Source organism: Oleiphilus sp. HI0043 (assembly GCF_001634935.1).
The window spans coordinates 22,124-47,534 of sequence record NZ_LWEY01001533.1 but is presented as its reverse complement, the minus strand read 5'-3'; the positions used below and the strand labels follow the sequence as shown (position 1 = coordinate 47,534).

Genomic DNA, 25,411 nt, shown 5'->3' with positions numbered 1-25,411 from the left:
GAAATTGGAACAGATATTTTCGTTGTTTTGTTTCATTTTTTATTTACTGCAGGGGTTTAAATCGCCATGCTCGTCACCATTTAGTGCATTGCTATTTGTTGTTTTTAAGACTGATACCTCTTTACCGCTCGCAAGGATCTTTTACTTTCGCATGAACACCTTATCTACCCAGGCTTCCTCCGCTTCCACGACCACCAAAAAAATTGCAGCCCAAATTGCCAGCGAGCTTTCGGTCAGACCTCAACAAGTCGATGCAACCATTGAACTAATTGATGAAGGTTCAACGATCCCCTTTATTGCACGTTATCGAAAAGAAGTGACCGGCGCCCTAGATGACTCACAGCTCAGAAAGCTTGAAGAAAGGCTCCGTTACTTACGAGAGTTAGATGATAGGCGTAAAACTATTCTCAGCAGCATTGACGAACAAGGTAAACTCACTGATGCGCTTGCCTCGCAAATCGCTAATGTCGCCAGCAAGAACGAACTGGAAGACCTCTACCTTCCTTACAAACCCAAGCGCAGAACCAAGGGCCAGATTGCAATTGAAGCCGGTCTGGAACCCTTAGCGGATAGTTTGTTTAAGGACCCGACTCTAGACCCAGAGTCTGAAGCGAGTAAATTCATTAGCACTGATAAGGGCATTGATGACTCACAAGCCGCACTAGATGGCGCAAAGTACATTTTGATGGAACGCCTCAGCGAAGAAGCCAAGCTACTCGGCATACTCAAAACTTACCTCTGGGATCAGGGCGAGATTTTTAGTGCCGTTGTCGAATCTGAAAAAGCCAAGGGTGATAAGTTCCAGGACTATTTTGACTTCAGTGAAGCGATAGCAAAAATCCCATCACATCGTGCATTGGCACTATTTAGAGGCCGCAACGAAGGCGTGCTCAATATTAGCCTGCAGCCTCAGGGTTATGACGCAAGTGACCGTTTAACGATTCATCCCTGTGAAGCCAAAGTCGCCGCTTATTACAATATTGAGGACCAAGGCCGAGCAGCCGATAAGTGGCTAAAAGAAGTGGTTCGCTGGACATGGCGCGTTAAACTTAACAACCATATCGAGACTGAACTACTTGGCAAGCTAAGAGAACAAGCTGAAAAAGTTGCCATCGATGTTTTTGCAGAGAACCTAAAAGATCTGTTATTAGCAGCGCCAGCCGGTGCGAAAGCAACATTAGGCCTTGATCCAGGCCTGCGAACTGGCGTTAAAGTGGCGGTGATCGACCAAACAGGCAAATTACTGGATCACGCAACAATCTACCCTCACGCCCCCAGAAACCAGTGGGACGAATCTATCGAGATAATCGCCGCCCTCTGTAAAAAACACCACGTTGAGCTGCTCAGCATTGGCAATGGTACTGCCTCTCGTGAAACTGATAAGCTGGCTGCCGACGTAATGAAACGCTACCCCGCCTTGGCTTTAACCCGAATTATGGTCAGCGAGGCCGGCGCCTCGGTTTATTCTGCATCAGAATTAGCTGCAAATGAGTTCCCGGATCTGGACGTCACCATTAGAGGCGCCGTATCGATCGCGCGCCGTCTTCAAGATCCTCTGGCAGAGCTCGTAAAAATTGAACCTAAAGCCATTGGCGTTGGTCAATACCAGCATGATGTTAGCCAAGTACAGCTCAACCGCAGCCTGGGGGCAACCATCGAAGACTGTGTTAACGCTGTCGGTGTCGACGTCAATACGGCTTCTGCACCATTGCTGGCAAAGGTATCTGGTCTGAATGCCAGTATTGCCAGCAATATTGTGGCATTCCGTGATAGTAACGGACGCTTCAACTCTCGAAAAATACTCAAAGAAGTCCCACGCCTTGGACCAAAAGCATTCGAGCAATGCGCTGGATTCTTACGTATTCTTGATGGTGAAAACCCACTAGATGCATCCGCAGTCCATCCGGAATCTTATCCCACAGTGAAGGACATTGCTCAGAAGAGTCAGCAAGATATCGGACAACTTATAGGCAATGCCGGAACTTTAAAGAAGCTATCAGCTAACGACTTTGTTAGTGAAAGCTGCGGCCTGATCACTGTTCAAGATATTTTCAGCGAACTCGCCAAACCCGGTCGCGACCCGCGCCCTGAGTTTAAGTTTGCAGAATACAAAGAAGGCGTCGAGACAATCTCTGACCTGAAGCCGAACATGGTGCTCGAGGGAGCGGTAACGAACGTGACACACTTTGGAGCCTTCGTTGATATTGGTGTGCACCAAGATGGTCTCGTCCATATCTCGGCACTGGCGGACAAATTTGTTAAAGACCCTCGCGACGTTGTCAAAACAGGTGATATCGTAAAGGTGAAAGTCATGGAAGCTGATCCAAGACGAAAACGAATATCACTGAGTATGAGAATGGGCGACGAAGCACAAATGAACGATAAAGCTCAAAGCAGCCCAGAACATCAAAATAAGCACAGCAACGCCAAGCAGAATAGAAAACCCAAGCAAACCGAGGCACCAATGTCCGGCGCCATGGCCAATGCTTTTAGTAAGCTTAAATTGAAGTAAAATGATAATACTGCGGTCTTATTTCGAAACAACTCGCACCCACAATAGGATTAACACATGACAGCGCCCTCAAACACCAACAATAATGCTCATGCGGGCCTGTCTCCGAGCGACTTAACGATCCTGGCACAGCATATTAAAGAGCAGGGCTTACCGATTTCACGCGGCATAGAAAAAGAAGGTCTTCGGGCAGATAGCGAATTTTCGATCTCGCAGAGAAATCACCCTGAAGCCTTGGGCCATCCGCTGACTCACCCTTCCATTACCACTGATTACTCGGAAGCTTTATTAGAGCTAATTACACCGGTTGAAGACTCTAGAGAAGGCCTGCTAAAAACATTGCAAGATACGCATAAGTTTGTTGCTAGCAATATTGGCAATGAAGTTCTCTGGTCTGGCAGCATGCCCTGCAAGCTTGATGGCGAGCACAGCATTCGTATTGCTGAATATGGCGACTCCAACATTGGACGCTTGAAGTACGTCTACCGGGAAGGTCTAGGCCATCGATACGGCCGAACCATGCAAAGCATTGCGGGCCTGCACTTCAACTTCTCGATCAATGACTCCCTTTGGCTTAATCTAAAAGAAGCGCATGGCAATAAAGAGCAGTCACTACAAGACTTTAAGTCGGAGCAATATTTCGCTCTGATTCGAAACTTTCGTCGCTACTCTTGGCTACTCATGTATTTATTCGGTGCGTCGCCTTGCCTAGACCAGAGTTTTGTCGCTGGCCAAAATCACTGCCTCGAATCATTTGATGATAAGGGCACGCTGTATAAGCCTTATGCTACCTCGCTCAGAATGGGAGACCTCGGCTATCACAACAACGCCCAATCATCGCTAAATATCTGCTTTAACAGCCTGGAAAACTTCACCCATACACTTGGCGATGCCATTAACACTTCTTACCCGCCATACCAAGAGCTTGGGCTAAAGAAAGGTGACGCTTACCTTCAGATCAATACGAATATTCTGCAAATCGAGAACGAGTATTACAGCTCAATCCGACCAAAGCGCAGTGCACTGTCAGGCGAAACGCCACGGCATGCACTCAACGAACGCGGAGTCGAATATATCGAGGTACGCTGCCTGGATTTGAACCCATTTTTACCATTGGGAATTTCTGACAGACAGGTCGACTTTATGGATATATTCCTGAGCTTTTGCTTACTCCAGGACTCTCCGGTAATTGGCGATAAGGAATGTGAATATCTCGATAGTAACTTTGACCTGGTCGTCAATGAAGGTAGAAGACCAGGACTTGAACTCACCGACCAATCACAAAAGCGAACGCTAAGTAGCTGGGGGCTTGAGCTTCTAAAAGGCATGCAAGGTCTTGCCGAAGTACTAGACCAGGCAACGAGCGACCAACGTTATAAGTCGGCACTAAAGGAACAGCTAGCTAAACTCGATACACCAGATCTAACACCCTCCGCTCAAGTGTTGTCAGTCATGAAGAAAGAGTCTCTATCCTGGCTAGAGATCGCTGGAGAACTTTCAAAGAAGCATCAATTGGTACTCAGTGCTGAGCCAGCACAAAACCAATTCAGCCAGTTTGAAAAACAAGCGCAGGAGTCGTTTAAGCAAGCAGAAGAAATAAAGCGTAGTGATCGTATTTCTTTCGATAGATACCTAATGGACTATCAGGCGCAATAACTCTAGATTTTCTCACGACTCTTTCACAAAACTTGCTGCACATCTGTTCACCGATACGTTTTAGTATAAATTTTGTGCAGCGTTTTCCATGTCGTAAAACAAAACTGAAATTCCCCTCATTTTTGACCATCCTGTCATTGTTGCAGGTACGCTCCTGTGTTAATTTTGTTAACGCTTGAAACGGAGTATTTCTGTTGGTGTTCTTTTTGTATCTCGCTAACTCAGTCTTGATATCAAAAGCGTTCACTCACATTAATTGTTTCATCTTAAAATGATGACTTACACGCCAAATAAAATTATATAAATAAGGCATTTCACGCTTGTAGGAGAGCGTTCTGAGCATTAAGTTTATGTTCAGGCTTTGTGAATAAGTAAGGATTCTTAATGTGGATGGCGTTGCCAAACCACTTTGTTAGCCGAACGGGAAGCTATATTCTGCTCTACATCTCATGTGGCGTATTGAATATGGCTATCTCAATGATGCTTGTAAAAGTGCAAGGCAGCTTAATGAAAGGAGTGGCCAAATGGCCCAAGACTTTTCTTTATGCTGGGATATTGACTCACTAAACAAAGCTTATCGTCAGGGATATATGGCGGGAGTGATGGGAGCAGATATTCAGCAGTGCCCTTATTCTGGCGAAGTAGTGCAAGCTGCATGGGAAGCAGGCTGGGAAGACGGCGTCGAAAAATGCGAACTGGATAAGCCGAACGAAAGGGTTGGCAAAATCGCCTAAGCTCTCTACCCTACGGCCCCTTTCTTATTTTCGCTTTAGAAGTCGCTAAGCCTTATCTCTGAACAACAAAGCTGGTAAACAAGAGATCATCTATCTGCCCATCACCCGTTTCTTCTTCCAGAATCTGCTGCACAAGTTCTAACGCTTCAAGTCGAACCTTCTCCTGACCTGCTGAAGTACCGAGTGTTTCTTCAGTCTGACGACTTAAAAGCATCACGATCTGATGGCGAACCAAAGCATCATGATTCATAACTTCGTTTACCGCAGCGCCGCTCGATGTTCTGACTGAGACACCTGCCTTGAGAAACTTTAGCTTCTTTCCATTGTCACTACCAAAATTAGCGACAAACGGTGGCGTTAAGTCATGATATTGAATCGATACAGGCGCCCCCTCTTCACCCTCATCTTCTGCTGCTAAAGGCATCGCTACACACATCGATAGCATTAATAAAAAAAACGCTGGAACTTTTATACTCATTTGCACTCTGTCATCAATTGCTTAAAGAAGTAATTATAGGCTGGAAAAGTCAGCCTGCAACACCTTCACCGACATTCTTAACGCAAGACCAAAGCAATTATCATTGTTATCCTAATATGACATTACAAGCTCTTAAGAGAAAAACAAATTTGTTTACTCAGGCGGCTCACTAGTGAAGAATACATTTTTGACCGCGCTCTTTACCTCTTTTATAAGGTAAGCAAAGCGACTACAAGTTTACGAGCAACAAAGATCATGACATTCCCTTCTTCACAGCAACGCTTTCTATTTATTTTTATCGCTTGTGCGGCACTATTAGTCACTGCCACCTACATTGAGCCTTTTAGCAGCATGGACCCATGCCCAATGTGTATGATGCAACGAGTATTCTTTAGCGGCATTGGGCTCGTTGCGCTGATCGGTGCAATCCATAATGCAGGAAAGATCGCTTCGTCCATCTACGCATTCCTCGCAGCACTCTTATCTGTGGGTGGTGCCGCTGTTGCTATTCGACAATTGTGGCTACAAAGCTTACCCGAAGACCAGGTCCCCGCATGCGGCCCCGGCATCGATTATATGCTCGAAGTGTTTCCCTTATTGGAAGTAATCGAGATGGCCCTACGAGGCACAGGCGATTGCGCAAAAGTTCAGTGGACCTTCATGAGTCTATCAATCCCAGGCTGGAGCTTATTGGCGTTTATTTGCTTTGCAATAATCGGCTTGAGTATATTATTTAAGAAAGATAACAAATAAACTGTTGCGAGCATTAAACAAATTAGTTAGTTTCATGACTACACGCTATTTGTTACAGAAGTAAGCACAAAGCTTACCGAACAATACGCAAAACATTTTGTTTTTCATCTGCAAAAGTAAAATGATAATAAACAGGTAGCCAAGCAAGCTACAAACAACAATTACTTAAACGAAACGAGCTAGCTAAGTACCGACAAGGTACAACAAGTCTCGAAACGATAATGTAGTAGAAAGGGGTTAATGAATGCTCGAGAATTGCAAGAATGCTGCAGAGCGATGGGGTGGAGTAAACGACTTAATCGATAAATGGCTTAAGGAAAGGCAAGCGCTTATTGTCAGCCTGTGCGATCTATCTGTAAACCCAGGCAGCTCTCAAGAAAATAAAGCAGAGAAGTTCCAATCGTTTTGCCAGATATTGGTCGACTATGTTTCGGTCGGACACTTCGAAGTCTACGAGCAACTCGTTGCCGAGGCAGCAGAGTATGATGACGGTGGACTTGAGCTTGCAAAGAAAATCCTTCCTCGCATTGAAATGTCCACCGAACAATCTCTAGCGTTTAACGATCGCTTCGACGATATACATAAAGTCGACGATGGCATCGAAGGCCTTATTAAAGAGCTCGACTCCTTAGGAAAAACCCTTGAAGAGCGCTTTGAGCTTGAAGACACGCTGATTGAAGCACTTCACGCGGTGCACGCAGACACAACCGCTTAGTTCTAAATGAACTCCTGAGCGATAGCCAGAACTTCTTAATTCTGGCTATATTATGCGCTTCCCCTCCAGATCATATTTATTCTCTCTTTTTCCTCGTCTCTGACTATACTAAAGATGTAATGACGTCCTTTTAAAATCGAATCAAATCTATCAGGTCTATCGGTGTTTAAAAAACAAACTTCTACCCTTTTACTCAGTCTGGCACTTGCCGCATGCGCGGAAGGCCCCACTAGCAGTAAACAGCTTGCGACTCAAGGCTTACTAAGCGGCGAACTCAGCCCTAACGGATACCTTGCGGTCATCGGATCGGTTCATCATGGCGGGAGCTTTTGGAACACCAAAAAGAAAGAGCGCCTCTATGACTGGAATCATAAAAGCGGCGAATACTCATCCATCCGGGCCTCAGCGGTTTCCGGTGACGGTAAGAGAGCCGTAACCTGCCAAGAAAAAGACTTAGTGCTATGGGACGCTACGAATGGTAAGTCCCTACAGTTCTGGCAAGCAGCCGATCGAATCGAAGCGATTAGCTTAAACCAAGATGGGCGACGAGCATTGCTAGGCCTGAGAGATGGTACGGTCAATTACTTTGACCTTGATCGAGGTATGGCCATACACAGCTTTAAGCATAACGCACCAATACGGGCTACCGACCTCAGTGAAGACGGTGCAGTAGGTATTAGTGCCGGTGATGATAACATTGCAAAGATTTGGAACCTGAAAACAGGCAAAGAGCAATACGCCTTGAGCCTGAACAATCAGATCAAGACTGCTGCAATATCTGATTCTGGTAAGCTCGCCTTTACCACCTCACAACGCGAAGATGCTCTGGTTTGGGATACCAAAACCGGGAAAAGTAAATTCAAGTTTAAGAATCGATATATTAATTACACCAGCGCTGATTTTTCTGATGATGAGAAATACCTAACGCTTGGCACTTTCCAAGGCGTCATCAGTAAATTTAATATTAAAAAAGGAACTGAAGTGAAGACCTGGCAAGCAGAACCTCGCCAAGCTTATGGCGGCGCCAGCAGTAAAGCGATTATCGATGTCATCGATCAGAAGTCCAATGTTATTGCCTTGACCTCAGATGGAATGTTAGAAGTATTCAAATAGGAAGGTAGGGAACTAGAAAGCCGAGAAGCATATTGCTCCTCGGCAGAGACGAAGCTTATTTATATAAACCAGAAATATAGCTGGCAACTGCTTCAATTTCTTTGTCATTCAAACGAGCCGTTACTGAACGCATCATACGCGAATCACCATCGTTGCTACGCTCACCACTACGGAACTTCTTAAGCTGAGATGCGATGTAATCAGCATGCTGACCGGCAAGCGCTGGAAATGCAGCCAATGACACACCTTCACCTGCTGGGCCGTGACACGCTGCACACGCCGCAACCTTAGTTGCTGCATTACCCTGGCGGTACATGATCTCACCTTTTTCTACCAAGTCTTTCTTTGCTTGGCCAGGCGTAGTTGTTTGTGACGCAAAGTAAGCGGCAATGTTTTCGATATCCTGTGCAGAACGCGCATCAAGCAAGCCTGTCATTTCGATTACAGGACGCTTACCTTCTTTGATGTCATTCATTTGTTTAACCAAGTACTTCTCACCTTGGCCTGCCAGTTTAGGAAAGTTAGCAACAACACTATTTCCATCGGCACCGTGACAACCAGCACACGTAGCTGAAGCGGCCTTTCCTGCCTCAACGTCACCAGCGGCTGAAGCCCCCAAAGACCCTACCAAACCTGCAACGATCACTACACTTTTTAAAATCATTTTCATTTTAATTGCGCTCACTTTCATCTCTAAACATAAATCTAATATTGTCATTTTTACCCACATAACCAAGCAGCTCTGAAGGACAAAACAAGCTAATGAATTCTCTAATCTTCAAAACCTTAACAGTATGGCTGATCAAACTAAAACAACAAGCCGATCACCCTCACTCAGAAAATTATGGGCAAAAAATTTCAGGCTATTATACACTAAGCCCTTCCTGATAAAACCCTTACATTAAATAGTGGTTTTTATTCTGTGCTTTTTTCTGATTGAGTTAGTCATGAACCACCCAAATACGCCGAAGAATATCTCCTACAACAGCGCCCGTTTCAGCCAAAGCGGATCAAAACTCAAGAACTGCCCGCCAGACCAAGGCGTTGAAGTTGCCTTTGCCGGTCGCTCCAATGCAGGAAAATCTTCAGCCATCAACTCAATCACTAACAATAAGAAGCTTGCCCGAACCAGTAAGACTCCCGGCAGAACCCAACTGATTAACTTTTTTTCCCTTAGCACGCCCGGGGTTCGGCTAGTCGACCTGCCCGGCTATGGCTTTGCAAAGGTATCCCTGGACCTGAAAGCTGAATGGGGAAAGCACCTCGATGACTATCTACGCAACCGAGAAAGCCTTGCGGGCTTAGTGCTTATCATGGACATCCGCAAACCTCTTACCGAGTTCGACCAAATGCTACTCGACTGGTCCAGTGAATGTCAGCTACCGACATTAATCCTTCTAACTAAAAGCGACAAACTCAAGTTTGGCCCTGCAAAGCAAGTCATGTTTCAGGTTAAGAAGCAGTTAGAAGCACACCAATCTCTGGAAGATGTCATTTTGTTTTCGAGCCTGAAAAAGTCTGGCATAAAAGAAAGCCGCTTTGCTCTGGACAAGATTATCAATCAGCGCTTGCTAGATAATAGCCCTTCCCCTGAAGACAGCCAAGAAGATTAGACTTTTGGCGCGATCCCTTCAAAGCGATAGTTTTCCTGCAATTCCAGCGCTAAGGCCCGTTTGTCTTCATACAAATAAGGTATGACATAGTCGAGTATTTGATACACACCGTGCTGAATACTCTTCTGGTTCAGCGCCTGCGCTTCGTCCTCAGCACTTTGGATAGTTTTTAGGTAAGTCATCCAATTCGTCACAATCAACCAGGTATTTAAGGCTTTCGACTTTCGCTGCTGATCTTCCATTGGCTGATAGATTTCACTCTTCTCCATCGCATAAATAATGCTTTGGATACCACTCAAACAACGTAAAGTAAATCGTCGATAATCTTCACGCAGGCGCTCATCGCTGTCCAGCAAATGCTCTAGATCTCTATGCAAGAAACGATAAGCCCATAAACCGTTAAAGACCGCATCCAAATAGGTAATCAGATCATTTATATGTATCGCTCTGCCGCTCGGCACATTCAGATATGAATCTACAAGTAGCTCGTAGTTCTTAAAAATCTCGTAAATAATGTCGCTTTTATTTCTAAAGTGGTAATACAGGTTGCCGGGAGACATTCCAAGGTGAGCAGCAATATGGTTAGTCGATACGTTCCGCTCTCCACGCTCGTTAAACAACTCCAGCGCAGCCAATACAATTTTTTCTTTGGTTTTCATGTACTCACTAACCTCCCAATCATGTACATTTTCTTATGCAGCTCTTCAAGTCAGGCGTACTTGTACCTGATCAGCGCCACTATATATAGCTTTTAACAGGATGCAATCCTGGTCACCAAAATTAAAAAATGACTCGCAGTCATATTTTTGATCTCTAAGTGTTGACTTTTTAGAGTATATACTCTAAAAATATAAAGTATATTGTAAAAAGTAGATTATTTTCGTTTTTCTTCTATTTTTCGCCTAACACAAACAGATAGACATATTGTCGGAGCTCATCCCCATGGTTGCTGAAGTCATTCAAATAAGTGAAAGCAAAAAACAAATCCAACGCATGAATCAGATTTTTTCCGAGCAAAAAGCTGCTTTCCGTAAAAACCCAATGCCTTCTTATCAGGAAAGAGTCGCAAACCTTAAAAAACTTAGAAGCATGCTTCTTGATAATCAAGACGAGATTATCGAGACAATTTCCAGCGACTTTTCTAACCGCTCTGCTGATGAAACAAAACTTGCTGAGCTAATGACAACCATTCACGGCATCGACTACAACATCAAAAACCTGAAATCGTGGATGAGCAAAGATAAGAAAAAGATCTCTCCTTTATTTCAACCTGCGACAGGTTTTGTGCAATATCAACCGCTGGGGATTATTGGCATTATTTCGCCTTGGAACTATACCGTGTCTTTATCAATGGGCCCTCTTGTCGCTGCTTTGGCTGCAGGTAACAGATCCATGATCAAGATGTCAGAGTTTACACCGCAGACCTCTGCACTAATCGAGCAACTAATCTCCGACACCTTTCCTCAAGATCTGGTTGCGATTGTTCAGGGTGATGCAGAAGTCGCGACTGAGTTCTCTAGCATCCCATGGAACCATTTACTGTTTACCGGTTCAACGGCTGTTGGCCGCCATGTAATGAAAGCAGCGGCGGCTAACTTAACACCCGTCACGCTTGAGCTTGGCGGCAAATCTCCAACAATCATCTCTGACGATGTCAATATGGACGATGCAACACAGTCAATTGTTTTTGGTAAGGCTTTTAATGCTGGCCAAACCTGCATTGCACCTGACTACATTCTTTGTCCAGAGCACCGCCTGGAGCATTTCGTTGATCGATTCCAACACTTCTTTGCCAAGATGTACCCAACGCTGAAGCACAACACTGACTTCACCAGCGTAGTCGATGAACGACAGCTCGCACGCCTGCAATCTTACCTGGACGATGCAAAAAGCAAAGGCGCAACGATTATTGAGTGCAACCCGGCTGACGAAGATATGCAAACCGGTACACGTAAGATGCCTATCCACCTGGTGCTAAATGCCACTGATGATATGCTAGTGATGCAAGAAGAACTCTTTGGCCCAATCCTGCCAATCCTACCCACTAAGTCGCTAGACCAAGCTCTGGACTTCATTAATGATCGCCCTCAGCCCTTGGCGCTTTACTATTTTGGAATGGACAAAGACGAACAGCAATATGTACTAGAACAAGTTCGAGCTGGCGGCGTCTGCATTAACGACACAGTCTCTCACTTTGCTCAAGAAGACTTACATTTTGGCGGCGTTGGTGAATCAGGTATGGGCTCCTACCACGGCGAGCAAGGCTTCCTGACCTTCTCTCATGCAAAATCAGTATTCTGCAAGAATCATTTCAACAGTACCAAGTTTGCCTACCCTCCTTTTGGTACCTTGATTCATAAGGCCTTATTCTCTATTTTCTTACGATAAGCTAGCTCCTTATAGAGATAACCCTTCAAATGCGCTGGCTATCTTGCCAGCGCAGACTTCTTGTTTACAACAAGCTGACTAGCAACCCACCCGAAATTTGGTTACTATTCCGCCCCTTCTTTAGTTCTTGGTTGTCTATACTTCCAATACTGTAAAATTGACTTAGGCACTGCAATCGTATTCCGCAGCTTCAGGAGTAAGACCCCCTATGAATACTGTCGTTTATCCTGGCACTTTTGACCCAATTACTAACGGCCATACCAATCTTGTAGAGCGTGCTGCAAAGCTTTTTGATCGCATTATTATTGCTGTCGCAGCCAGCCCAAAAAAGAACCCTATGTTTCCACTTGAAAAACGGGTTGAACTGGCAAAGGACGTTTTGGCTCATCTCGATAATGTAGAAGTCATTGGCTTTGACTGCTTATTGGCCGAGTTTGTAAAAGAGCACAAGGTCAACGTTATTCTACGCGGTTTACGTGCTGTTTCAGACTTTGAATTCGAATTTCAACTAGCGGATATGAATCGGCGCTTGGTTCCTGAAGCAGAAAGCTTGTTTCTTACTCCTGACAACCACCTCTCTTATATCTCTTCCACTTTAATTAGGGAAATTGCCTCTTTGGGCGGTGATGTTTCAGAGTTTGTAGCGCCAGCCGTCATTAAGGCCTTAGAAGAGCGATAGCAGGATAGTATTTTGACCTTTAACCCCACTTTTATCAGATCATAGCAGAGGTATTTTTCATGGCATTAATGATCACAGATGACTGTATAAATTGCGACGTGTGCGAGCCTGAGTGTCCCAATGAAGCCATCGCACCCGGTGAAGATATATATATTATTGACCCGAGCAAATGCACCGAGTGTGTCGGCCATTACGACGAACCACAATGTGTCGAAGTATGCCCTGTAGACTGCATTCCCAAAGACCCTGATCACAAGGAAAGTGAAGCAGAATTAATGGATAAGTACGAAAAGTTAACAGGCTAATAGAACTTATAGCGCTAACTATCTAAGTTAATTAGTAATATTCGTATTAATATCACAATTAATCACATTCCTTTGGTAGGTACTTCAGATAGTTTTGGTCTACACTAAAACTATCTGGGCTCACCGGGGTTCGCATAACTTCTGTTCGATTTAGCATGACTACATGCACACCTCCCGAGCTCATAATCAAATTCGCGACGTAGGATAGACCATGGCCAAGAAAGATGAAGTGGAGCACGAGCCACTCACTGAAAAGCAACGAATTACTGCTCTGGAAGAGAGTGTCGGGACGAACAAAATAGTACTACTGGTTGTCGCACTCTTACTAATCGTGATTATTTCTGTTTCGATTACAGTAATAACGATCACCGTCTTCGGAGATGAAGAAGAAGAGTCCGTCAACCTTGAAGTCGTTGAAGAGCTACAGCTACAAATCTCGGAATTGACCAGCCAAAACGAAGCTCAAACTCAACAAATAAAGAGCCTTAAGAAAATATTACCCGTTATCCAGGATCAACTGGGCAATACAAGCAACCTTAAATTGCTTAACGTGGTGATGGAACAAGAAAAAGGTAATCAAGAATTTCTAGAAGCCTTACGTACCGGCATGTATGACCTGGCTCACATGCTACCTGGCTCACGTACCTGGCTCGAAGTTTACGGCGAAAAAGTTGATTTAGCCGAAGCTCATAGCAAAGACAGAGAAAAAGACCTCAAAAGGATTCTAATTCAAAGCGACTCTCAAGATGAAGAGGATCTTTGGTAGCTGCTCATTTAGAACTACCGCTTCTCATCTTTTTCTTGAGCAACATCTGGCCCCATAATGATTGCGATCCAGCGGGTCTCGTCACTGCTTTCAAAGGCAATTTTTAACAGCATGGTCAGTGGGACAGACAGTAACATCCCCACTGGCCCAAGCACCCAACCCCAAAATACCAAAGACAAGAAAACAATCAAAGTAGAAAGCCCTAAGCCCCGCCCCATATAGCGCGGCTCAATAACATTGCCCATCAAGGTATTAACAAATAAATAACCCGCTGCAACCAACAACATATGCAAAGGCCCTAATTGAATTAAGGCCAACAACATCACGGGTACTGCTGCGATAATGGAACCAATATTCGGTACAAAATTTAGAAGATAAGCAATTAAAGCCCACAACAAGGGATATTCAACCCCCAGAATAAGCAACCAGATATAGATTAACCCACCCGTTCCCAGGCTCACTACAACCTTGATACTCATATAACGATTAACATTCTCTAAAAATAATTCAATATGCTCCATCAAGGTACTGTCTTCGCCGAAAGCCTTATGAAGTTTTGCCGGCAATGAAACACCTTCAAAAAGCATAAAAATCACTGTTAACACAATCAGAAAGGAGTTCGATAAAACGCCACCCAGGTTCCCCAGAGTGCTTACCGCCAACTTAAAAATCGTTGACGGGTCAAACAATTGCATTAACTTTTCCTTTGGAATATCCAAGCCCCAGGAATTTAAGCCACTGATTAGTTCGCCCATCAATGCTTGCAGGCGTATCTGGTACTGGGGTAGGTCATTTGAGAAAGCAGTGAGTGAAGTGGTAATAATAGAGATAATCACCAACTGCACCAGGCTGATAAAAATAACCACCAGTATCAAGGACAGCCAGGCAGGCAAGCCTTTCCGTTGCATAAAGAGAAAGGGAGGCGCACAAATGATGGCAAAAAAACCGGAGAGTAGAAACGTCACCATCAATGACTCAGCAGCGCGTATACCTGCAACCACAATAACAAATGCCGCCAAAACAAACAGCGTACGTGCTGCCGATGAAAACCCAGAGATCTGATGCATTGCCAACTCCTTTAGCAGGATGTTCCCACGAGATCTAATTGTTAATTAGCAGGGCAAATCGCGATACCGTGATTGTGAATTTCGACCAAGCTACTATGCAGGCTCTTCACCGCCAAGTCATAGTCGTCTTCGTTGACAACAAACTGCATGTCAACTTGTCGCATAGATTGATGCATTGCTAAAACACTAATTTCCTGCTGTGCCAGCGCCTTGACCGTCACCGCCAACATACCAGGCACTTGCATATTACTGCCAATCGCCGAAACAATCGCAACTTTGCACTGGTCAATCTCGGCCTCAGGAAAACATTTTTCCAGAGCACCGTATATACGCTTTACTGTTTTCAGGTTTGTAGCAAGATAATGAGTAATGGTGTTCGCATTAATATCTTTAGAAACAACATGGCCTTTGAAGCGCCTGATCAGCTCAAGAATTTTCTGGTCATAAGTATCGACACTACCCGTCATCCCCTGATCGAACACTTCCAGTGCATAGATGCCCTTGCAACCTGCAATAATTTCGACACAAGGCTCGTCACTGACATAGTCTCCGGTGATAAGTGTACCAGGATGGTCAGGCTCAAAAGTATTCTTAACTCTTAAAGGAATACGGTTACTACGTAAACCCTTGGCCGCTTTAGGGTGAATAGCTTCCATTCCCAGGTTAGCTAACTGATCGGCAACATCATAGTTTGTCCGTCCGATAGGAATAGCATTTTCTTCACCAACCAAACGAGGATCAGCCGTGCTCAAGTGAAATTCTTTATGGATGATGGTTTCACGCGCTTCGGTCAATACAGCGATGCGGCTAAAGGTCATTTCACTATAGCCACGGTCAAAAGTAGACATCAAGCCTTCCTCGCTATGCGCATAACCCGTCGCGATAGGTATCTGACTTGCCAAATCCAAGCCTTGAAACGCTTCAACGATCCGCTCATCCAAAGAGGTATGCTGTGCCGCGCGCCAGCCAGTTAAATCAACAAAACAAGCATTGAAACCGTCACGTTCAAGAAGCTTTGCAGTGTTCCAAGCGCTATGAGCCTCACCGATACTCGCCAACATTTCCCGAACAGTCGCCAAATGTGCGGAAAGCTCAAAATGCCCGTGTTGACAAAGTCTTTGAAGATCAACAAGACACTGCTCTGCATCATCCAGACGCTCGCCAATAAAACTATTCGCCTGCTGCAAAAGCTCACCTTCACCAAATAAGCCTGCGTTTATGGCCTGCATATCAGCTTTCACTTGCTGCAGCGCCTGGTGCCAACTCTTGTCTTTCAAGCCGTTGGCAAATAACGCATAGATTCCTGGCTGGCTAGTCTTTTTGTGCTCTAACAAAGCGTCTGTCATGCCGCCATACGCTGAAACCACAAATACACGCTGATAGATCGTATCCTCTCTTGAGGGTTTGCTGATTATATTATCGCGAATAGCGACATAATCACTCATTGACGTTCCACCGATCTTTTCAACACTATGCGATTTCATAACACCCTTCTATCACCAACACGCTTTAGAGAACTAGCCTGTAAAAAACGCGCTATTTTACGCCATTAACGAAATTTGTCTATCTGCCTCATTTTTAGCCCTCACTGAAAGACTGCAAGCCATGTAATCTTTCCAAAACTTAAAGCTAGATTGGCGATATTCGTTTTTATTATCGATATAATGCAGAGCAATTATTTAAGCTAAGTGGCCTGCTAATAAAATGACCATTGAAAACGAAAACACCTCAACATCCGCACAGCCCGACAAACGCTCTGAGCACCGGACACCAATGAAGTGTAAACTTAAAGTGTCTCACCCCAGTATTGGCGATCAAATTGTCACTACCCGTGATATCTCCGATGGCGGTGTATTTCTTCTAACAGAGAATATTCCTATGCCACCGGTCGGCACCGTTGTCCAGGGCCAGGTCCAGGGCATGGGAGAAACAGCGCCTGTACTGAAAATGAAAATTGTCCGAATGGAACCTGCGGGTATTGGTCTGAAGTTTATCTCCTAGTATCAGTTGCCCCCTATTTAAACTTAGCCAAATTGAATTAATATCTGTGAAATCAAGGAACGTCTAATCATGAAAAACCACCTTCTTAGCTATTCTCTTATTGCCTGCAGTGCCTCTGCCAGCACCTTTGTCGCCGCTGAAGAGCCGTTTAAAAAAGCTTATACGCCTCCTTCACGCGGGTTCTTTCTTGAACAGGGTAAAGTAAACACTGGCGACCATATATCCATTGACCTGCACAGTGGTGCGAACGGTTTACAAAATGGCGGCAGTATTCGACTCGGGCTTTCCCAGGCTGAGCTTATTTTGAATAGTGGACTAGGCCTTAACACCGCCTCTACAGGGAACGACGTTAGCCTAAAATGGGGGCTCCCGCCTATTAGATCAGGTGATCAGCAAACGACAGATCAGTTTGCTTGGTCTTTGGTAACAGGCTTATCTGTCATTGATTTTGACAACAGCAATAACGATCAAACTAATTTAAAGCTAGGGGTCGCAGCCACGATTTCGGCCGATGCAGCAACATTCACACTCACACCATCTCTTATTTACAGCGATATTGCAGACAATAGTGATACATTCCTAGAATTAGGTTTGGGCGCTTATGCTGGTCTAATTGATACAGAAAGTGGCTTATTCTCGATTGGCGCTGAAGTTGTTATGTCAACGCAAGACGATAGCGATACAACGGCCTTAGTCGGTACCCGCTGGTCTTATAATGAACGAGTCAATATCGATATTATCCCAATGATATTCAGCAATAGCGATATCTTGGGCATACCCGGACTAGTTCGTTTGAATGTAGTGTTTTAATAATAAGAGTAAGAAGAAGAGATTCGAAAGAATACATTGTGTATTCTTTCGATAGTACTGACGATTAAGCTACTTTATTTTTTCGCTTCGATATCCAACAACTCGACATCGAATAGCAACGTTTCATTCGGCCCGATAGAACGGTTACCGTTTGGACCATATGCCAAGTCCGAAGGAATAAACAGCTGCCACTTTGAACCAGTAGGCATCAACTGAAGGGCTTCTGTCCATCCAGCAATCACACCATTAACCGGAAAACTTACTGGCTGACCACGATCAATCGAGCTATCAAAAACCGTACCGTTGATCAAAGAGCCGGTATAGTGAACTTTCACAACATCTGTCGGCCCAGGCTGCAGACCTTTACCTTCGGTCAAAACCTTATACTGAAGGCCGCTCTCTAGGGTAACAATACCTTCTTTGTTCTTGTTTTCAGCTAGGAATTCTTTCCCCGCTTTTTTGTTTTCTTCACCCGCTTTTTGAACTTCTTCTAGCTGCTTTTGCTGTAGGTCTCGCTGAAAGTCAGATAGAGTCTGCGCGACCTGCTCATCGGTAATAAGTTGAGGGTTGCCACTATAAGCATCTTTCAAACCTTGGACGAATACGTCGATTTGCAAATCAGGCATATCGTTAGTCATGCGCTTACCTAGAACCAAGCCAAAGCTATAGCTAACTTTTTGATCTTGAGTATCAAGAGACTTTAGAGGTTCAGCAGCATAGCTGAGAGTAGAAGCACCTATTAGAGCTAGGCCTAGAAGCGTTTTTTTCATGTTCATTTCCTGAAGAAGCCATTCTAAAAACGCTCACGTTACTTGTTTTTTGGTGAAATCTCTATGCTTGCAACATTAGCACTTGTTAATGGTGGTGACCACCAACACCATGAGCATGCCCGTGAGCCAACTCATCTTCTGTTGCTTCCCTGACGCTCTGAATTTCAATATCGAAACTCAAAACCTGCCCGGCCAAAGGGTGATTCGTGTCCACATCGACATTAAACTTTCCTGCCTTTAATACCACAACCTGCCTTGGACCTTCTTCGGTATTAATCGAAACCACCATACCAGGCTTCAACTTGGAATTTTGCTTTTTATCGCCCACTAGGTGCTTAATTGGTACGCGCTGAACAGCTTCTTCTTTACGCAGGCCATAGCCGTCTTGAGGTTCAACCGTCACAGTCAAAACATCTTCTGCCGACTGACCTTCCAGGCCTTTTTCCAAACCAGAAATAATATTTCCATGGCCATGCAAATAAGCAACCGGGTCTTCTCCATGAGAGGTCTCCAGCTCACTGCCTTGCTCATTCGATAGTCTATAATGAAAGGTTACCACTTTATCTTTGCTAATTTGCATCTGAAGTCTCGTTTATCAATAGTAAAAGACACATTATCCCGCGTTGGTAGAATAGTGTCTATGCGCTAATTTTTTACAAAAAATAGCCTCTATATTTATAGAAAGCTATTTAAAGGTCTACAATGGAAAAACCGTAAATGTATTTGTCAGGAAAGTAGTAATGAAAGGCAGCGTCAAAATACTTATTGCCTCCTTGGGGTGGCTCTGCGTCATCCTTGGCGTGATTGGTATTTTCTTGCCGATATTACCGACAACACCTTTCTTACTATTAGCTGCCTGGTTATTCACTCACTCATCGGAACGTTTTCACCGCTGGTTACACGAACACCCGAAGCTAGGCCCCATCATTTCAGTTTGGAAAAGCGGCGAAGGCCTGGACAAAAACATTCGAACCCGGATACTAATATGTATGTGGGGAAGCATGCTTTTATCCGCACTCATCATTGGCAAGTTATGGGCCGTCATTATGCTTAGCTGCATAGGTGCCGGCGTCACAACCTATATCTGTCGCCTGCCAATCAAGTCAGGCACGACAAGTTAACGTGCAGCTAGTTTTTCAAGAACTCTGTCAGCCGCAGCAGAAACCTGTGCAGGTGCCGTCCCGCCCAGGTGATTTCGTGCATTAACAGAGCCTTCAAGCGTCAGAACGTCAAATACATCTTCTTGAATCTGATCGCTAAACACCTGCAACTCTTCTAGTGTCATGTCTGAAAGGTCTTTTTCCTCAGCAACACCATATGCCACGGCTTTACCAACAATTTCATGCGCATCACGGAAAGCCACACCATTAACGACTAAATAATCAGCCAAGTCAGTCGCGGTTGAAAAGCCCCTACGTGCTGCTTCTCTCATATTTTCAGCCTTCACCTCAATCGCCGGAATCATATCAGCATAGGCCTTCAAACAACCTTTTAAGGTATCCAAGACATCAAATAATGGCTCTTTATCTTCCTGGTTATCTTTGTTGTATGCCAAAGGCTGAGACTTCATTAACATCAATAGAGAAATCATATGACCCGTTACCCGGCCCGACTTGCCTCGTACCAACTCTGGCACATCTGGATTCTTCTTCTGCGGCATGATAGACGAACCAGTACAGAAGCGGTCCGGCAAGTCGATAAAATCAAACTGAGCCGATGCCCACAAAATCAACTCTTCAGAAGCTCGCGATAAGTGAATCATAACCAAGCTGGCAAATGAACAAAACTCTATAGCAAAGTCACGATCACTGACTGAATCAAGAGAGTTCTCACTAGGTCGGTCAAAGCCTAATAACTCGGCCGTAATGCTACGATCAATAGGATAAGTCGTTCCCGCCAAAGCTGCTGCACCTAGCGGCATAATATTCACGCGCTTACGACAGTCCATCAAACGCTCATAGTCACGTTGAAGCATCTCGTTCCAAGCAAGAATATGATGACCAAAAGTGACTGGCTGAGCTGTTTGCAAATGAGTAAAGCCCGGCATTATTGTTGCAGCCTCACGCTTAGCAAGCCTTACCATGCCATCCTGAAGACGAGTAATTTCACTGGCAATCACATCGATTTCATCTCGTAGATACAAACGAATATCTGTCGCAACCTGGTCATTTCGAGATCGCCCTGTATGGAGTTTCTTGCCCGTGATACCAATTTTTTCTGTTAAGGCTGCCTCGACGTTCATATGTACATCTTCCAGTTTGACAGACCACTGGAATTTGCCACTCTCGATTTCTGCCTGAACCTCTTTCAAGCCCTGAATGATTTGCGTTTTCTCTTCTTCAGTCAGCACGCCAACTTTTGCCAGCATCGTCGCATGCGCAATAGAGCCCTGGATATCGTGGAAATACAAACGCTGATCAAACTCTACTGACGCAGTAAATTGTTCAACAAAAGCATCGGTAGGCTCGGTAAAGCGTCCTCCCCATGGCTTTTCTTTACTTGAATCACTCTGCGTATTTAGCTGGCCGTTATTGTCGTTTGCATTGCTCATGTTTGATTACCCATCTACACTGAAATTTGTGGAGTCAAAATTGCGGCGCGCATTGTAGCACAAAAGCGAATAATACGCCTTAGTCATCCCTTGTAAAGAAACCAGTCATTTATCATGCATAGAAACGCCAAGCAATCACAGCCAAACAAAAACAGCCATGCTGATGATTCTAAGCAAGCTTCAGGGAGTGAGCAGAACTCCAATTTTGTCATTCCTGACCTTTGTCGAATCAATGCCGTTCTGTTTCTGCTGATCCTAACCCAGTTTCTAGCGCTGGTTTTATGTCTGGTCTTGAGTTCAAACGAGTTAATCAGTTGGGATAAACTAGGCCTGCTATCTATTTACTGCCACTCACTCACGCTCAGCTTTGCAGCGGTAATCTGTACAACCCGAAAATTTCTATTTGGCAAAAGCCCGAAATTTATCAGCATTTACTTCTTATCTAGCAATGCCATCATCACGCTGTTTTTCAGTTGGCTAGGCATCAACTTCCTGCTGCCGGGCGTCATTACAAAACCGGAACTATTTCTATCAAAGAGTTTACTCATCAGCTCGATGCTCGCGAGCATCTTACTGCGTTATTTCTTCCTGCAACACCAATGGCGAGAACAGCGCCAAGCAGAACTTCGAGCGCGCATCCAAGCACTGCAGGCTAGAATTCGTCCTCACTTTCTGTTTAATAGCATGAACAGCATCGCCAGCCTGATCGCAATCGATCCACAAAAAGCCGAAGATGCAGTCATAGATCTATCAACCATTTTCAGGGCTACATTAAACAACCAAACTTCTCTGATTCCGGTTCGTGAAGAAATTGAGCTATGCCGACGATACTTGAATATTGAAGCCCTTAGATTAGGAAACAGGCTAAAGATTGAGTGGAAGCTCAACAACGCCAAGAAAAAGGTATTGATCCCCCCTTTAACCCTACAACCATTAGTAGAAAATGCGATTTATCATGGTATTCAACCGCTAACTGAAGGCGGCACTATTAGCATTGAAACCGAACTCAAAAGAGATCATTTATACATTTTGATCTCAAACCCTTTTGACCCAGAAAAACAGGCACGACACGGAAACCAAATCGCATTAGACAATATTAGCAGCAGGCTCCAGGCAATTTTCGGCTCAGGCGCTATATTAAAGACTAGCCAACTAAACAATATTTTTACCGTTACTTTACGTATTCCGGTTAACTAAGATATGACAGCAAACAGCCCTATTAGTGTATTTATCGTCGATGATGAGAGCTTGGCAAGAGAGCGCCTAAAGCGTTTAATTGAACGAAATTGTAACTATCAGGTTTGCGGTGAAGCTGAAAATGGTGAACAAGCCTTGGTACGGATTGAGGAGCTTAAGCCTGATATTGCGCTTCTGGATATCAGAATGCCAGGTATTGATGGCCTGGAAGTGGCCAGCGCTCTGGCAAAAAAGCCGCACCCTCCTGCCATGATCTTTTGCACCGCCTATGACGAGTATGCCATCGACGCCTTTAAAAAGCAGGCCATGGGTTACTTGTTAAAACCCGTTCGAGGCGAAGAGCTGGAAAGTGCTCTGGCTCAAGCAAAGCATGTTAATCAACTGCAGCTAAAATCTATCAAGGAGCAGGATAGTAACGAAGAAGCTCATTTTGTCGCACACAGTTGGCAAGGCCAGGAGTTACTTCCTTTCGACTCGATTTACTTTTTTAGATCCGAACAGAAGTACCTTACCGTTGTCCATGCAAACGGTGAAACCCTAAGTGACCAAACATTAAAGGAGTTGGAACAAGCTCACCCAGACAAGCTCCTGCGTGCCCATCGCAATACACTGGTCAATGCCAAACACATCTCAGCAATGCACAAGAGCTCCGATGGCCACTACTACATACATATACGCAATACCGACTTTCGCATTCTCGTCAGTCGTCGACACGTAAGCGAACTCAAGCAAAGAATAAGTGAACAATCCTTTCAAGCCTAAGACTGCAACTAAGCACCTTCTAGAATAAAAATGAGCTTCCACTCAACAACTTAGAGAACCTGTTCACACTTTATCCTCTCTCTTTACCTCAATAAATGAAGTTTTTCGAAATACCCTCTCGATCTAACCAAATGTTACACACCGCTACAGGGAGATCTCTTATCATTGAATAGGTAGTCTTCATCAAATGGAGTGGACGATTTGAACAACACACACACATCAACAATGACCAAGCGCGCTTTGTTCGTAATAGGCTTGTTATGTCTGTGTCTGTCATTTAATACTCTAGCTTTTGAAAACTCACGCAGCAATAGCGGTGATGATGATACTATCCTCATCGAGAGCTCATCTGACACTAAATTTTCCTATAGTACAGCGATCAAATCCTTCTCTAAGCACGTGCTTAAATTTGATATCGATTCTCTCTTAAGCGGGGGAAAGAATTGCACAGATTCCGTCATTCGCAATTTTAATGACCTTGCAGATAGAACAAAGTATCGACTAAATCTTAAACAAGATCGACTGGAAGTTAAATTAACACTTAACTTCTAACCTTCATATAGCCAAGTTTGACTCAAGTAAGCGCCCAAGAAATAAAAGTGATCTTCACTTGATTTGTATCTTTTCGACTTTATTTCCAGTTCCGTTATACTAAGTCGCCATAACAGGCTGTATCTAGCTCACTATTCTTTATTTGGTTTCACCACCAATACAAATAGCGACGCAATTCAATATATAGCACCCACTCCATTTGCCAATAGTGAACGACTCGAACATGTCTACATCAAGCCCAATCAAGACCCTCAATATTGCTTCTCGTGAAAGTGCTTTAGCGTTGTGGCAAAGCCGTTATATAAAGTCTCAACTTGAAGCTTTATACCCAGGCTTGGAAGTCAATATTAATGGCATGACAACCAAAGGGGATAAGATTCTAGACGTCCCCCTTGCTAAAATCGGTGGCAAAGGCTTATTTGTAAAAGAGCTTGAAGCATCAATGCTAGAAGGCATTTCAGATATCGCCGTCCACTCAATGAAAGATGTCCCTATGGAGTTCCCCGAAGGTCTTGAGCTAGCCGTTATTTGTGAGCGGGAAAACCCCTTCGATGCTTTCGTTAGTAATCAATACGACTCGATCGATCAACTTCCAGAAGGTGCAGTTGTTGGCACCTCAAGCCTACGCAGGCATAGCCAACTGGCCGCCTCTCGCCCAGACCTAGATATTCGCCCTTTAAGAGGCAATGTTAATACTCGTCTGGCAAAGCTCGATGCAGGCGAGTATGACGCCATTATTCTTGCAGCCTCTGGACTCAAAAGACTTGAATTCAATGAACGCATCAAAAGCGTCATATCGGCTGAGCAATCACTTCCAGCTGTTGGCCAAGGCGCTCTAGGCATTGAGTGCAGAAGCAAGGATGAGGATATTAAAAAATTATTGGCGCCCCTCATTCACCCAGAAAGCGAGTTCTGCGTAAAAGCTGAACGCGCAATGAATCACCGGCTCCATGGTGGCTGTCAGGTTCCAATCGCCGGATATGCAACCTTAGAAAGCGAGACACTGACACTCACCGGCTTAGTTGCCTCAGAAGATGGCGCAACCATCCTTAAAACAAGCTTAAGCGGCCCACAAGCTCAATGTGAAGAGCTGGGTGTTGCCGTAGCGGAAGCTCTGCTTGAAATGGGTGCAGGCCCTTTACTAGAAGCTGTCTATAACAAAGCTCAAGTTTAAGCCAATGACAAATAAACTCGTTACCGAGCAGGCTTTCAAGCGACTAGGCCTGCTCAGTTCAAGCAAGATTCTAATCTGCCGCCCCGAACCCTCCGCCACGGAATTATCAAAAGCTCTCGAAGCCTTAGGAGCCCAGTGCAAAAAACTGCCAATGCTAAAAATCGATGCGCTTGAGATTAGCGCGATCGAGCGACAGCACATCCTCGATTTAGACCAATACCAGCATGTAATTGTCGTCAGCCAACACGCAGCTGATCTAGGCCTTGAACAAATAGATCACTATTGGCCACAAGCACCTGTCGGACAAAAATGGTATGCCATTGGCCGCAAAACCGCTGAAGCCTTAAACTCGACAAGTCTGGATATCGTATCGCCAGGTCAAGACCTGAGCAGTGAAAAACTATTAGAGAACAAAGACCTCAAAACAGTTCAAGACGAAAAAATACTCATCCTCAAGGGTAAGCATGGTCGCCAGGCTTTACAAAGCCAACTTCTTGCTCGAGGTGCGCAAGTAGATAGCATATCGCTATACCAACGCTCGAAACCAGACTATGATCAAAGCATACTGCAACAAAGCATTGACGACTTTGCGCCAGACTTTATTATTACACTAAGCGGTGAAACACTGACTAACCTGCTTGCTCATTGCAGTGAACACAATATCGACTTATCTGACAGGTCTTTTATACTACCCAGTATCAGAGTGGCCAATATTGCATATGAACACGGATTGAAGAACACTTTGATCTCGGAAAACCTTATGCCGATGGACATTGTAAAGTGCATCAAAAAAGCCAGCTTGTAAGTGCCAACCA

Annotated in this window: 26 protein-coding genes; 18 read left to right on the top strand and 8 right to left on the bottom strand. The window is 44.6% G+C overall.

Going from position 1 to position 25,411, the window contains the following annotated elements:
• Positions 1 to 151 precede the first annotated feature (151 nt).
• The 3 genes from A3729_RS22640 (at position 152) to rmf (ending at position 4,902) form a co-directional block, all read left to right on the top strand.
• On the top strand, positions 152 to 2,512 hold the full coding sequence (locus A3729_RS22640; protein WP_068514555.1) for a Tex family protein: 2,361 nt from the start codon (positions 152 to 154) through the stop codon (positions 2,510 to 2,512).
• A gap of 57 nt (positions 2,513 to 2,569) precedes the next feature.
• On the top strand, positions 2,570 to 4,168 hold the full coding sequence (gene gshA, locus A3729_RS22635) for a glutamate--cysteine ligase (RefSeq protein ID WP_068514553.1): 1,599 nt from the start codon (positions 2,570 to 2,572) through the stop codon (positions 4,166 to 4,168).
• 524 nt (positions 4,169 to 4,692) lie between these two features.
• Complete coding sequence (rmf, locus tag A3729_RS22630; RefSeq protein ID WP_068514633.1) at positions 4,693 to 4,902, top strand: ribosome modulation factor; 210 nt, start codon at positions 4,693 to 4,695, stop codon at positions 4,900 to 4,902.
• A 52-nt stretch (positions 4,903 to 4,954) separates the two neighbouring features.
• Here rmf and A3729_RS22625 read toward each other — a convergent pair whose 3' ends face one another.
• Entirely contained in the window at positions 4,955 to 5,380 is a 426-nt protein-coding gene (locus A3729_RS22625) for a flagellar basal body-associated FliL family protein (protein WP_068514550.1), read from the bottom strand.
• A gap of 255 nt (positions 5,381 to 5,635) precedes the next feature.
• Here A3729_RS22625 and A3729_RS22620 point away from each other — a divergent pair, with 255 nt between their 5' ends.
• The 3 genes from A3729_RS22620 (at position 5,636) to A3729_RS22610 (ending at position 7,961) form a co-directional block, all read left to right on the top strand.
• Complete coding sequence (locus A3729_RS22620; protein ID WP_068511884.1) at positions 5,636 to 6,133, top strand: disulfide bond formation protein B; 498 nt, start codon at positions 5,636 to 5,638, stop codon at positions 6,131 to 6,133.
• Positions 6,134 to 6,377: 244 nt separating this feature from the next.
• The gene (locus A3729_RS22615; protein ID WP_068554126.1) at positions 6,378 to 6,848 is read left to right on the top strand and encodes an Rsd/AlgQ family anti-sigma factor; all 471 of its coding nucleotides are present in this window, start codon (positions 6,378 to 6,380) and stop codon (positions 6,846 to 6,848) included.
• Positions 6,849 to 7,010: 162 nt separating this feature from the next.
• The gene (locus tag A3729_RS22610; protein WP_082865345.1) at positions 7,011 to 7,961 is read left to right on the top strand and encodes a WD40 repeat domain-containing protein; all 951 of its coding nucleotides are present in this window, start codon (positions 7,011 to 7,013) and stop codon (positions 7,959 to 7,961) included.
• Between the two features lie 55 nt (positions 7,962 to 8,016).
• Here A3729_RS22610 and A3729_RS22605 read toward each other — a convergent pair whose 3' ends face one another.
• Complete coding sequence (locus tag A3729_RS22605) at positions 8,017 to 8,646, bottom strand: cytochrome c (protein ID WP_368664592.1); 630 nt, start codon at positions 8,644 to 8,646, stop codon at positions 8,017 to 8,019.
• A 262-nt stretch (positions 8,647 to 8,908) separates the two neighbouring features.
• On the opposite strand from A3729_RS22605, the gene yihA reads away from it, so the two are divergent.
• Positions 8,909 to 9,574 carry a ribosome biogenesis GTP-binding protein YihA/YsxC gene (gene yihA / locus A3729_RS22600; RefSeq protein ID WP_068508187.1) on the top strand — a complete coding sequence of 222 codons (666 nt, stop codon included), beginning with the start codon at positions 8,909 to 8,911 and terminating at the stop codon, positions 9,572 to 9,574.
• Here the strand turns inward: yihA and A3729_RS22595 are convergent.
• Positions 9,571 to 10,233, bottom strand: coding sequence for a TetR/AcrR family transcriptional regulator (locus A3729_RS22595; protein WP_068514544.1), 663 nt, complete (start codon positions 10,231 to 10,233; stop codon positions 9,571 to 9,573). The genes yihA and A3729_RS22595 overlap by 4 nt on opposite strands.
• A 265-nt stretch (positions 10,234 to 10,498) precedes the next feature.
• Here A3729_RS22595 and A3729_RS22590 point away from each other — a divergent pair, with 265 nt between their 5' ends.
• The 4 genes from A3729_RS22590 to A3729_RS22575 all read left to right on the top strand — a co-directional run bounded on the left by A3729_RS22590 (position 10,499) and on the right by A3729_RS22575 (position 13,712).
• Positions 10,499 to 11,962, top strand: coding sequence for a coniferyl aldehyde dehydrogenase (locus tag A3729_RS22590; RefSeq protein WP_369820153.1), 1,464 nt, complete (start codon positions 10,499 to 10,501; stop codon positions 11,960 to 11,962).
• A 208-nt stretch (positions 11,963 to 12,170) separates the two neighbouring features.
• Positions 12,171 to 12,641, top strand: coding sequence for a pantetheine-phosphate adenylyltransferase (gene coaD, locus A3729_RS22585; protein WP_068634304.1), 471 nt, complete (start codon positions 12,171 to 12,173; stop codon positions 12,639 to 12,641).
• Between the two features lie 59 nt (positions 12,642 to 12,700).
• A complete protein-coding gene (locus A3729_RS22580; RefSeq protein ID WP_068514535.1) occupies positions 12,701 to 12,946 on the top strand; it encodes a YfhL family 4Fe-4S dicluster ferredoxin in 246 nt (81 codons plus the stop codon).
• A gap of 211 nt (positions 12,947 to 13,157) precedes the next feature.
• Positions 13,158 to 13,712 carry a hypothetical protein gene (locus A3729_RS22575; protein WP_068514531.1) on the top strand — a complete coding sequence of 185 codons (555 nt, stop codon included), beginning with the start codon at positions 13,158 to 13,160 and terminating at the stop codon, positions 13,710 to 13,712.
• A gap of 14 nt (positions 13,713 to 13,726) precedes the next feature.
• Here A3729_RS22575 and A3729_RS22570 read toward each other — a convergent pair whose 3' ends face one another.
• Both A3729_RS22570 and A3729_RS22565 read right to left on the bottom strand, forming a co-directional pair.
• The gene (locus A3729_RS22570; protein WP_068514528.1) at positions 13,727 to 14,779 is read right to left on the bottom strand and encodes an AI-2E family transporter; all 1,053 of its coding nucleotides are present in this window, start codon (positions 14,777 to 14,779) and stop codon (positions 13,727 to 13,729) included.
• Between the two features lie 41 nt (positions 14,780 to 14,820).
• The gene (locus A3729_RS22565) at positions 14,821 to 16,263 is read right to left on the bottom strand and encodes an aspartate kinase (protein ID WP_068514525.1); all 1,443 of its coding nucleotides are present in this window, start codon (positions 16,261 to 16,263) and stop codon (positions 14,821 to 14,823) included.
• Positions 16,264 to 16,483: 220 nt separating this feature from the next.
• Between A3729_RS22565 and A3729_RS22560 the strand changes: the two genes are divergently transcribed.
• The gene (locus A3729_RS22560) at positions 16,484 to 16,780 is read left to right on the top strand and encodes a PilZ domain-containing protein (RefSeq protein ID WP_068514521.1); all 297 of its coding nucleotides are present in this window, start codon (positions 16,484 to 16,486) and stop codon (positions 16,778 to 16,780) included.
• 69 nt (positions 16,781 to 16,849) lie between these two features.
• On the top strand, positions 16,850 to 17,590 hold the full coding sequence (locus tag A3729_RS22555; protein WP_068514520.1) for a hypothetical protein: 741 nt from the start codon (positions 16,850 to 16,852) through the stop codon (positions 17,588 to 17,590).
• A 74-nt stretch (positions 17,591 to 17,664) separates the two neighbouring features.
• Here the strand turns inward: A3729_RS22555 and A3729_RS34275 are convergent, their stop codons facing one another.
• Both A3729_RS34275 and A3729_RS22545 read right to left on the bottom strand, forming a co-directional pair.
• Entirely contained in the window at positions 17,665 to 18,360 is a 696-nt protein-coding gene (locus A3729_RS34275) for an FKBP-type peptidyl-prolyl cis-trans isomerase (protein WP_068514517.1), read from the bottom strand.
• An 85-nt stretch (positions 18,361 to 18,445) separates the two neighbouring features.
• Positions 18,446 to 18,940: a peptidylprolyl isomerase gene (locus A3729_RS22545; protein ID WP_068514515.1), complete on the bottom strand. Its 495-nt coding sequence runs from the start codon at positions 18,938 to 18,940 to the stop codon at positions 18,446 to 18,448.
• Between the two features lie 160 nt (positions 18,941 to 19,100).
• Here A3729_RS22545 and A3729_RS22540 point away from each other — a divergent pair, with 160 nt between their 5' ends.
• Positions 19,101 to 19,481: a YbaN family protein gene (locus tag A3729_RS22540; protein WP_068554137.1), complete on the top strand. Its 381-nt coding sequence runs from the start codon at positions 19,101 to 19,103 to the stop codon at positions 19,479 to 19,481.
• Here A3729_RS22540 and argH read toward each other — a convergent pair.
• Positions 19,478 to 20,911 (bottom strand): argininosuccinate lyase, encoded by a 1,434-nt coding sequence (gene argH / locus A3729_RS22535; RefSeq protein WP_068514510.1) that lies wholly within the window; start codon positions 20,909 to 20,911, stop codon positions 19,478 to 19,480. The genes A3729_RS22540 and argH overlap by 4 nt on opposite strands.
• 114 nt (positions 20,912 to 21,025) lie before the next feature.
• On the opposite strand from argH, the gene A3729_RS22530 reads away from it, so the two are divergent.
• From A3729_RS22530 to A3729_RS22510, 4 genes are all read left to right on the top strand, one after another.
• A complete protein-coding gene (locus A3729_RS22530) occupies positions 21,026 to 22,108 on the top strand; it encodes a sensor histidine kinase (RefSeq protein ID WP_082865346.1) in 1,083 nt (360 codons plus the stop codon).
• Positions 22,109 to 22,111: 3 nt separating this feature from the next.
• Positions 22,112 to 22,870 (top strand): LytTR family DNA-binding domain-containing protein, encoded by a 759-nt coding sequence (locus tag A3729_RS22525; RefSeq protein WP_068514509.1) that lies wholly within the window; start codon positions 22,112 to 22,114, stop codon positions 22,868 to 22,870.
• A gap of 775 nt (positions 22,871 to 23,645) precedes the next feature.
• Complete coding sequence (gene hemC, locus A3729_RS22515) at positions 23,646 to 24,596, top strand: hydroxymethylbilane synthase (RefSeq protein ID WP_068634303.1); 951 nt, start codon at positions 23,646 to 23,648, stop codon at positions 24,594 to 24,596.
• Between the two features lie 4 nt (positions 24,597 to 24,600).
• Positions 24,601 to 25,401 carry a uroporphyrinogen-III synthase gene (locus A3729_RS22510; protein ID WP_068514507.1) on the top strand — a complete coding sequence of 267 codons (801 nt, stop codon included), beginning with the start codon at positions 24,601 to 24,603 and terminating at the stop codon, positions 25,399 to 25,401.
• Positions 25,402 to 25,411: the final 10 nt, after the last annotated feature.

Coding starts and splice junctions, on each gene's coding strand:
- A3729_RS22615 (WP_068554126.1), top strand. CDS start 6,378: ATGCTCGAGAATTGCAAGAATGCTGCAGAGCGATGGGGTGGAGTAAAC.
- A3729_RS22640 (WP_068514555.1), top strand. CDS start 152: ATGAACACCTTATCTACCCAGGCTTCCTCCGCTTCCACGACCACCAAA.
- argH (WP_068514510.1), bottom strand. CDS start 20,911: ATGAGCAATGCAAACGACAATAACGGCCAGCTAAATACGCAGAGTGAT.
- A3729_RS22525 (WP_068514509.1), top strand. CDS start 22,112: ATGACAGCAAACAGCCCTATTAGTGTATTTATCGTCGATGATGAGAGC.
- gshA (WP_068514553.1), top strand. CDS start 2,570: ATGACAGCGCCCTCAAACACCAACAATAATGCTCATGCGGGCCTGTCT.
- hemC (WP_068634303.1), top strand. CDS start 23,646: ATGTCTACATCAAGCCCAATCAAGACCCTCAATATTGCTTCTCGTGAA.
- A3729_RS22595 (WP_068514544.1), bottom strand. CDS start 10,233: ATGAAAACCAAAGAAAAAATTGTATTGGCTGCGCTGGAGTTGTTTAAC.
- A3729_RS22570 (WP_068514528.1), bottom strand. CDS start 14,779: ATGCATCAGATCTCTGGGTTTTCATCGGCAGCACGTACGCTGTTTGTT.
- A3729_RS22565 (WP_068514525.1), bottom strand. CDS start 16,263: ATGAAATCGCATAGTGTTGAAAAGATCGGTGGAACGTCAATGAGTGAT.
- A3729_RS22540 (WP_068554137.1), top strand. CDS start 19,101: ATGAAAGGCAGCGTCAAAATACTTATTGCCTCCTTGGGGTGGCTCTGC.
- A3729_RS34275 (WP_068514517.1), bottom strand. CDS start 18,360: ATGAAAAAAACGCTTCTAGGCCTAGCTCTAATAGGTGCTTCTACTCTC.
- A3729_RS22625 (WP_068514550.1), bottom strand. CDS start 5,380: ATGAGTATAAAAGTTCCAGCGTTTTTTTTATTAATGCTATCGATGTGT.
- A3729_RS22575 (WP_068514531.1), top strand. CDS start 13,158: ATGGCCAAGAAAGATGAAGTGGAGCACGAGCCACTCACTGAAAAGCAA.
- rmf (WP_068514633.1), top strand. CDS start 4,693: ATGGCCCAAGACTTTTCTTTATGCTGGGATATTGACTCACTAAACAAA.
- A3729_RS22560 (WP_068514521.1), top strand. CDS start 16,484: ATGACCATTGAAAACGAAAACACCTCAACATCCGCACAGCCCGACAAA.
- coaD (WP_068634304.1), top strand. CDS start 12,171: ATGAATACTGTCGTTTATCCTGGCACTTTTGACCCAATTACTAACGGC.
- A3729_RS22530 (WP_082865346.1), top strand. CDS start 21,026: ATGCATAGAAACGCCAAGCAATCACAGCCAAACAAAAACAGCCATGCT.
- A3729_RS22555 (WP_068514520.1), top strand. CDS start 16,850: ATGAAAAACCACCTTCTTAGCTATTCTCTTATTGCCTGCAGTGCCTCT.
- yihA (WP_068508187.1), top strand. CDS start 8,909: ATGAACCACCCAAATACGCCGAAGAATATCTCCTACAACAGCGCCCGT.
- A3729_RS22580 (WP_068514535.1), top strand. CDS start 12,701: ATGGCATTAATGATCACAGATGACTGTATAAATTGCGACGTGTGCGAG.
- A3729_RS22510 (WP_068514507.1), top strand. CDS start 24,601: ATGACAAATAAACTCGTTACCGAGCAGGCTTTCAAGCGACTAGGCCTG.
- A3729_RS22545 (WP_068514515.1), bottom strand. CDS start 18,940: ATGCAAATTAGCAAAGATAAAGTGGTAACCTTTCATTATAGACTATCG.
- A3729_RS22620 (WP_068511884.1), top strand. CDS start 5,636: ATGACATTCCCTTCTTCACAGCAACGCTTTCTATTTATTTTTATCGCT.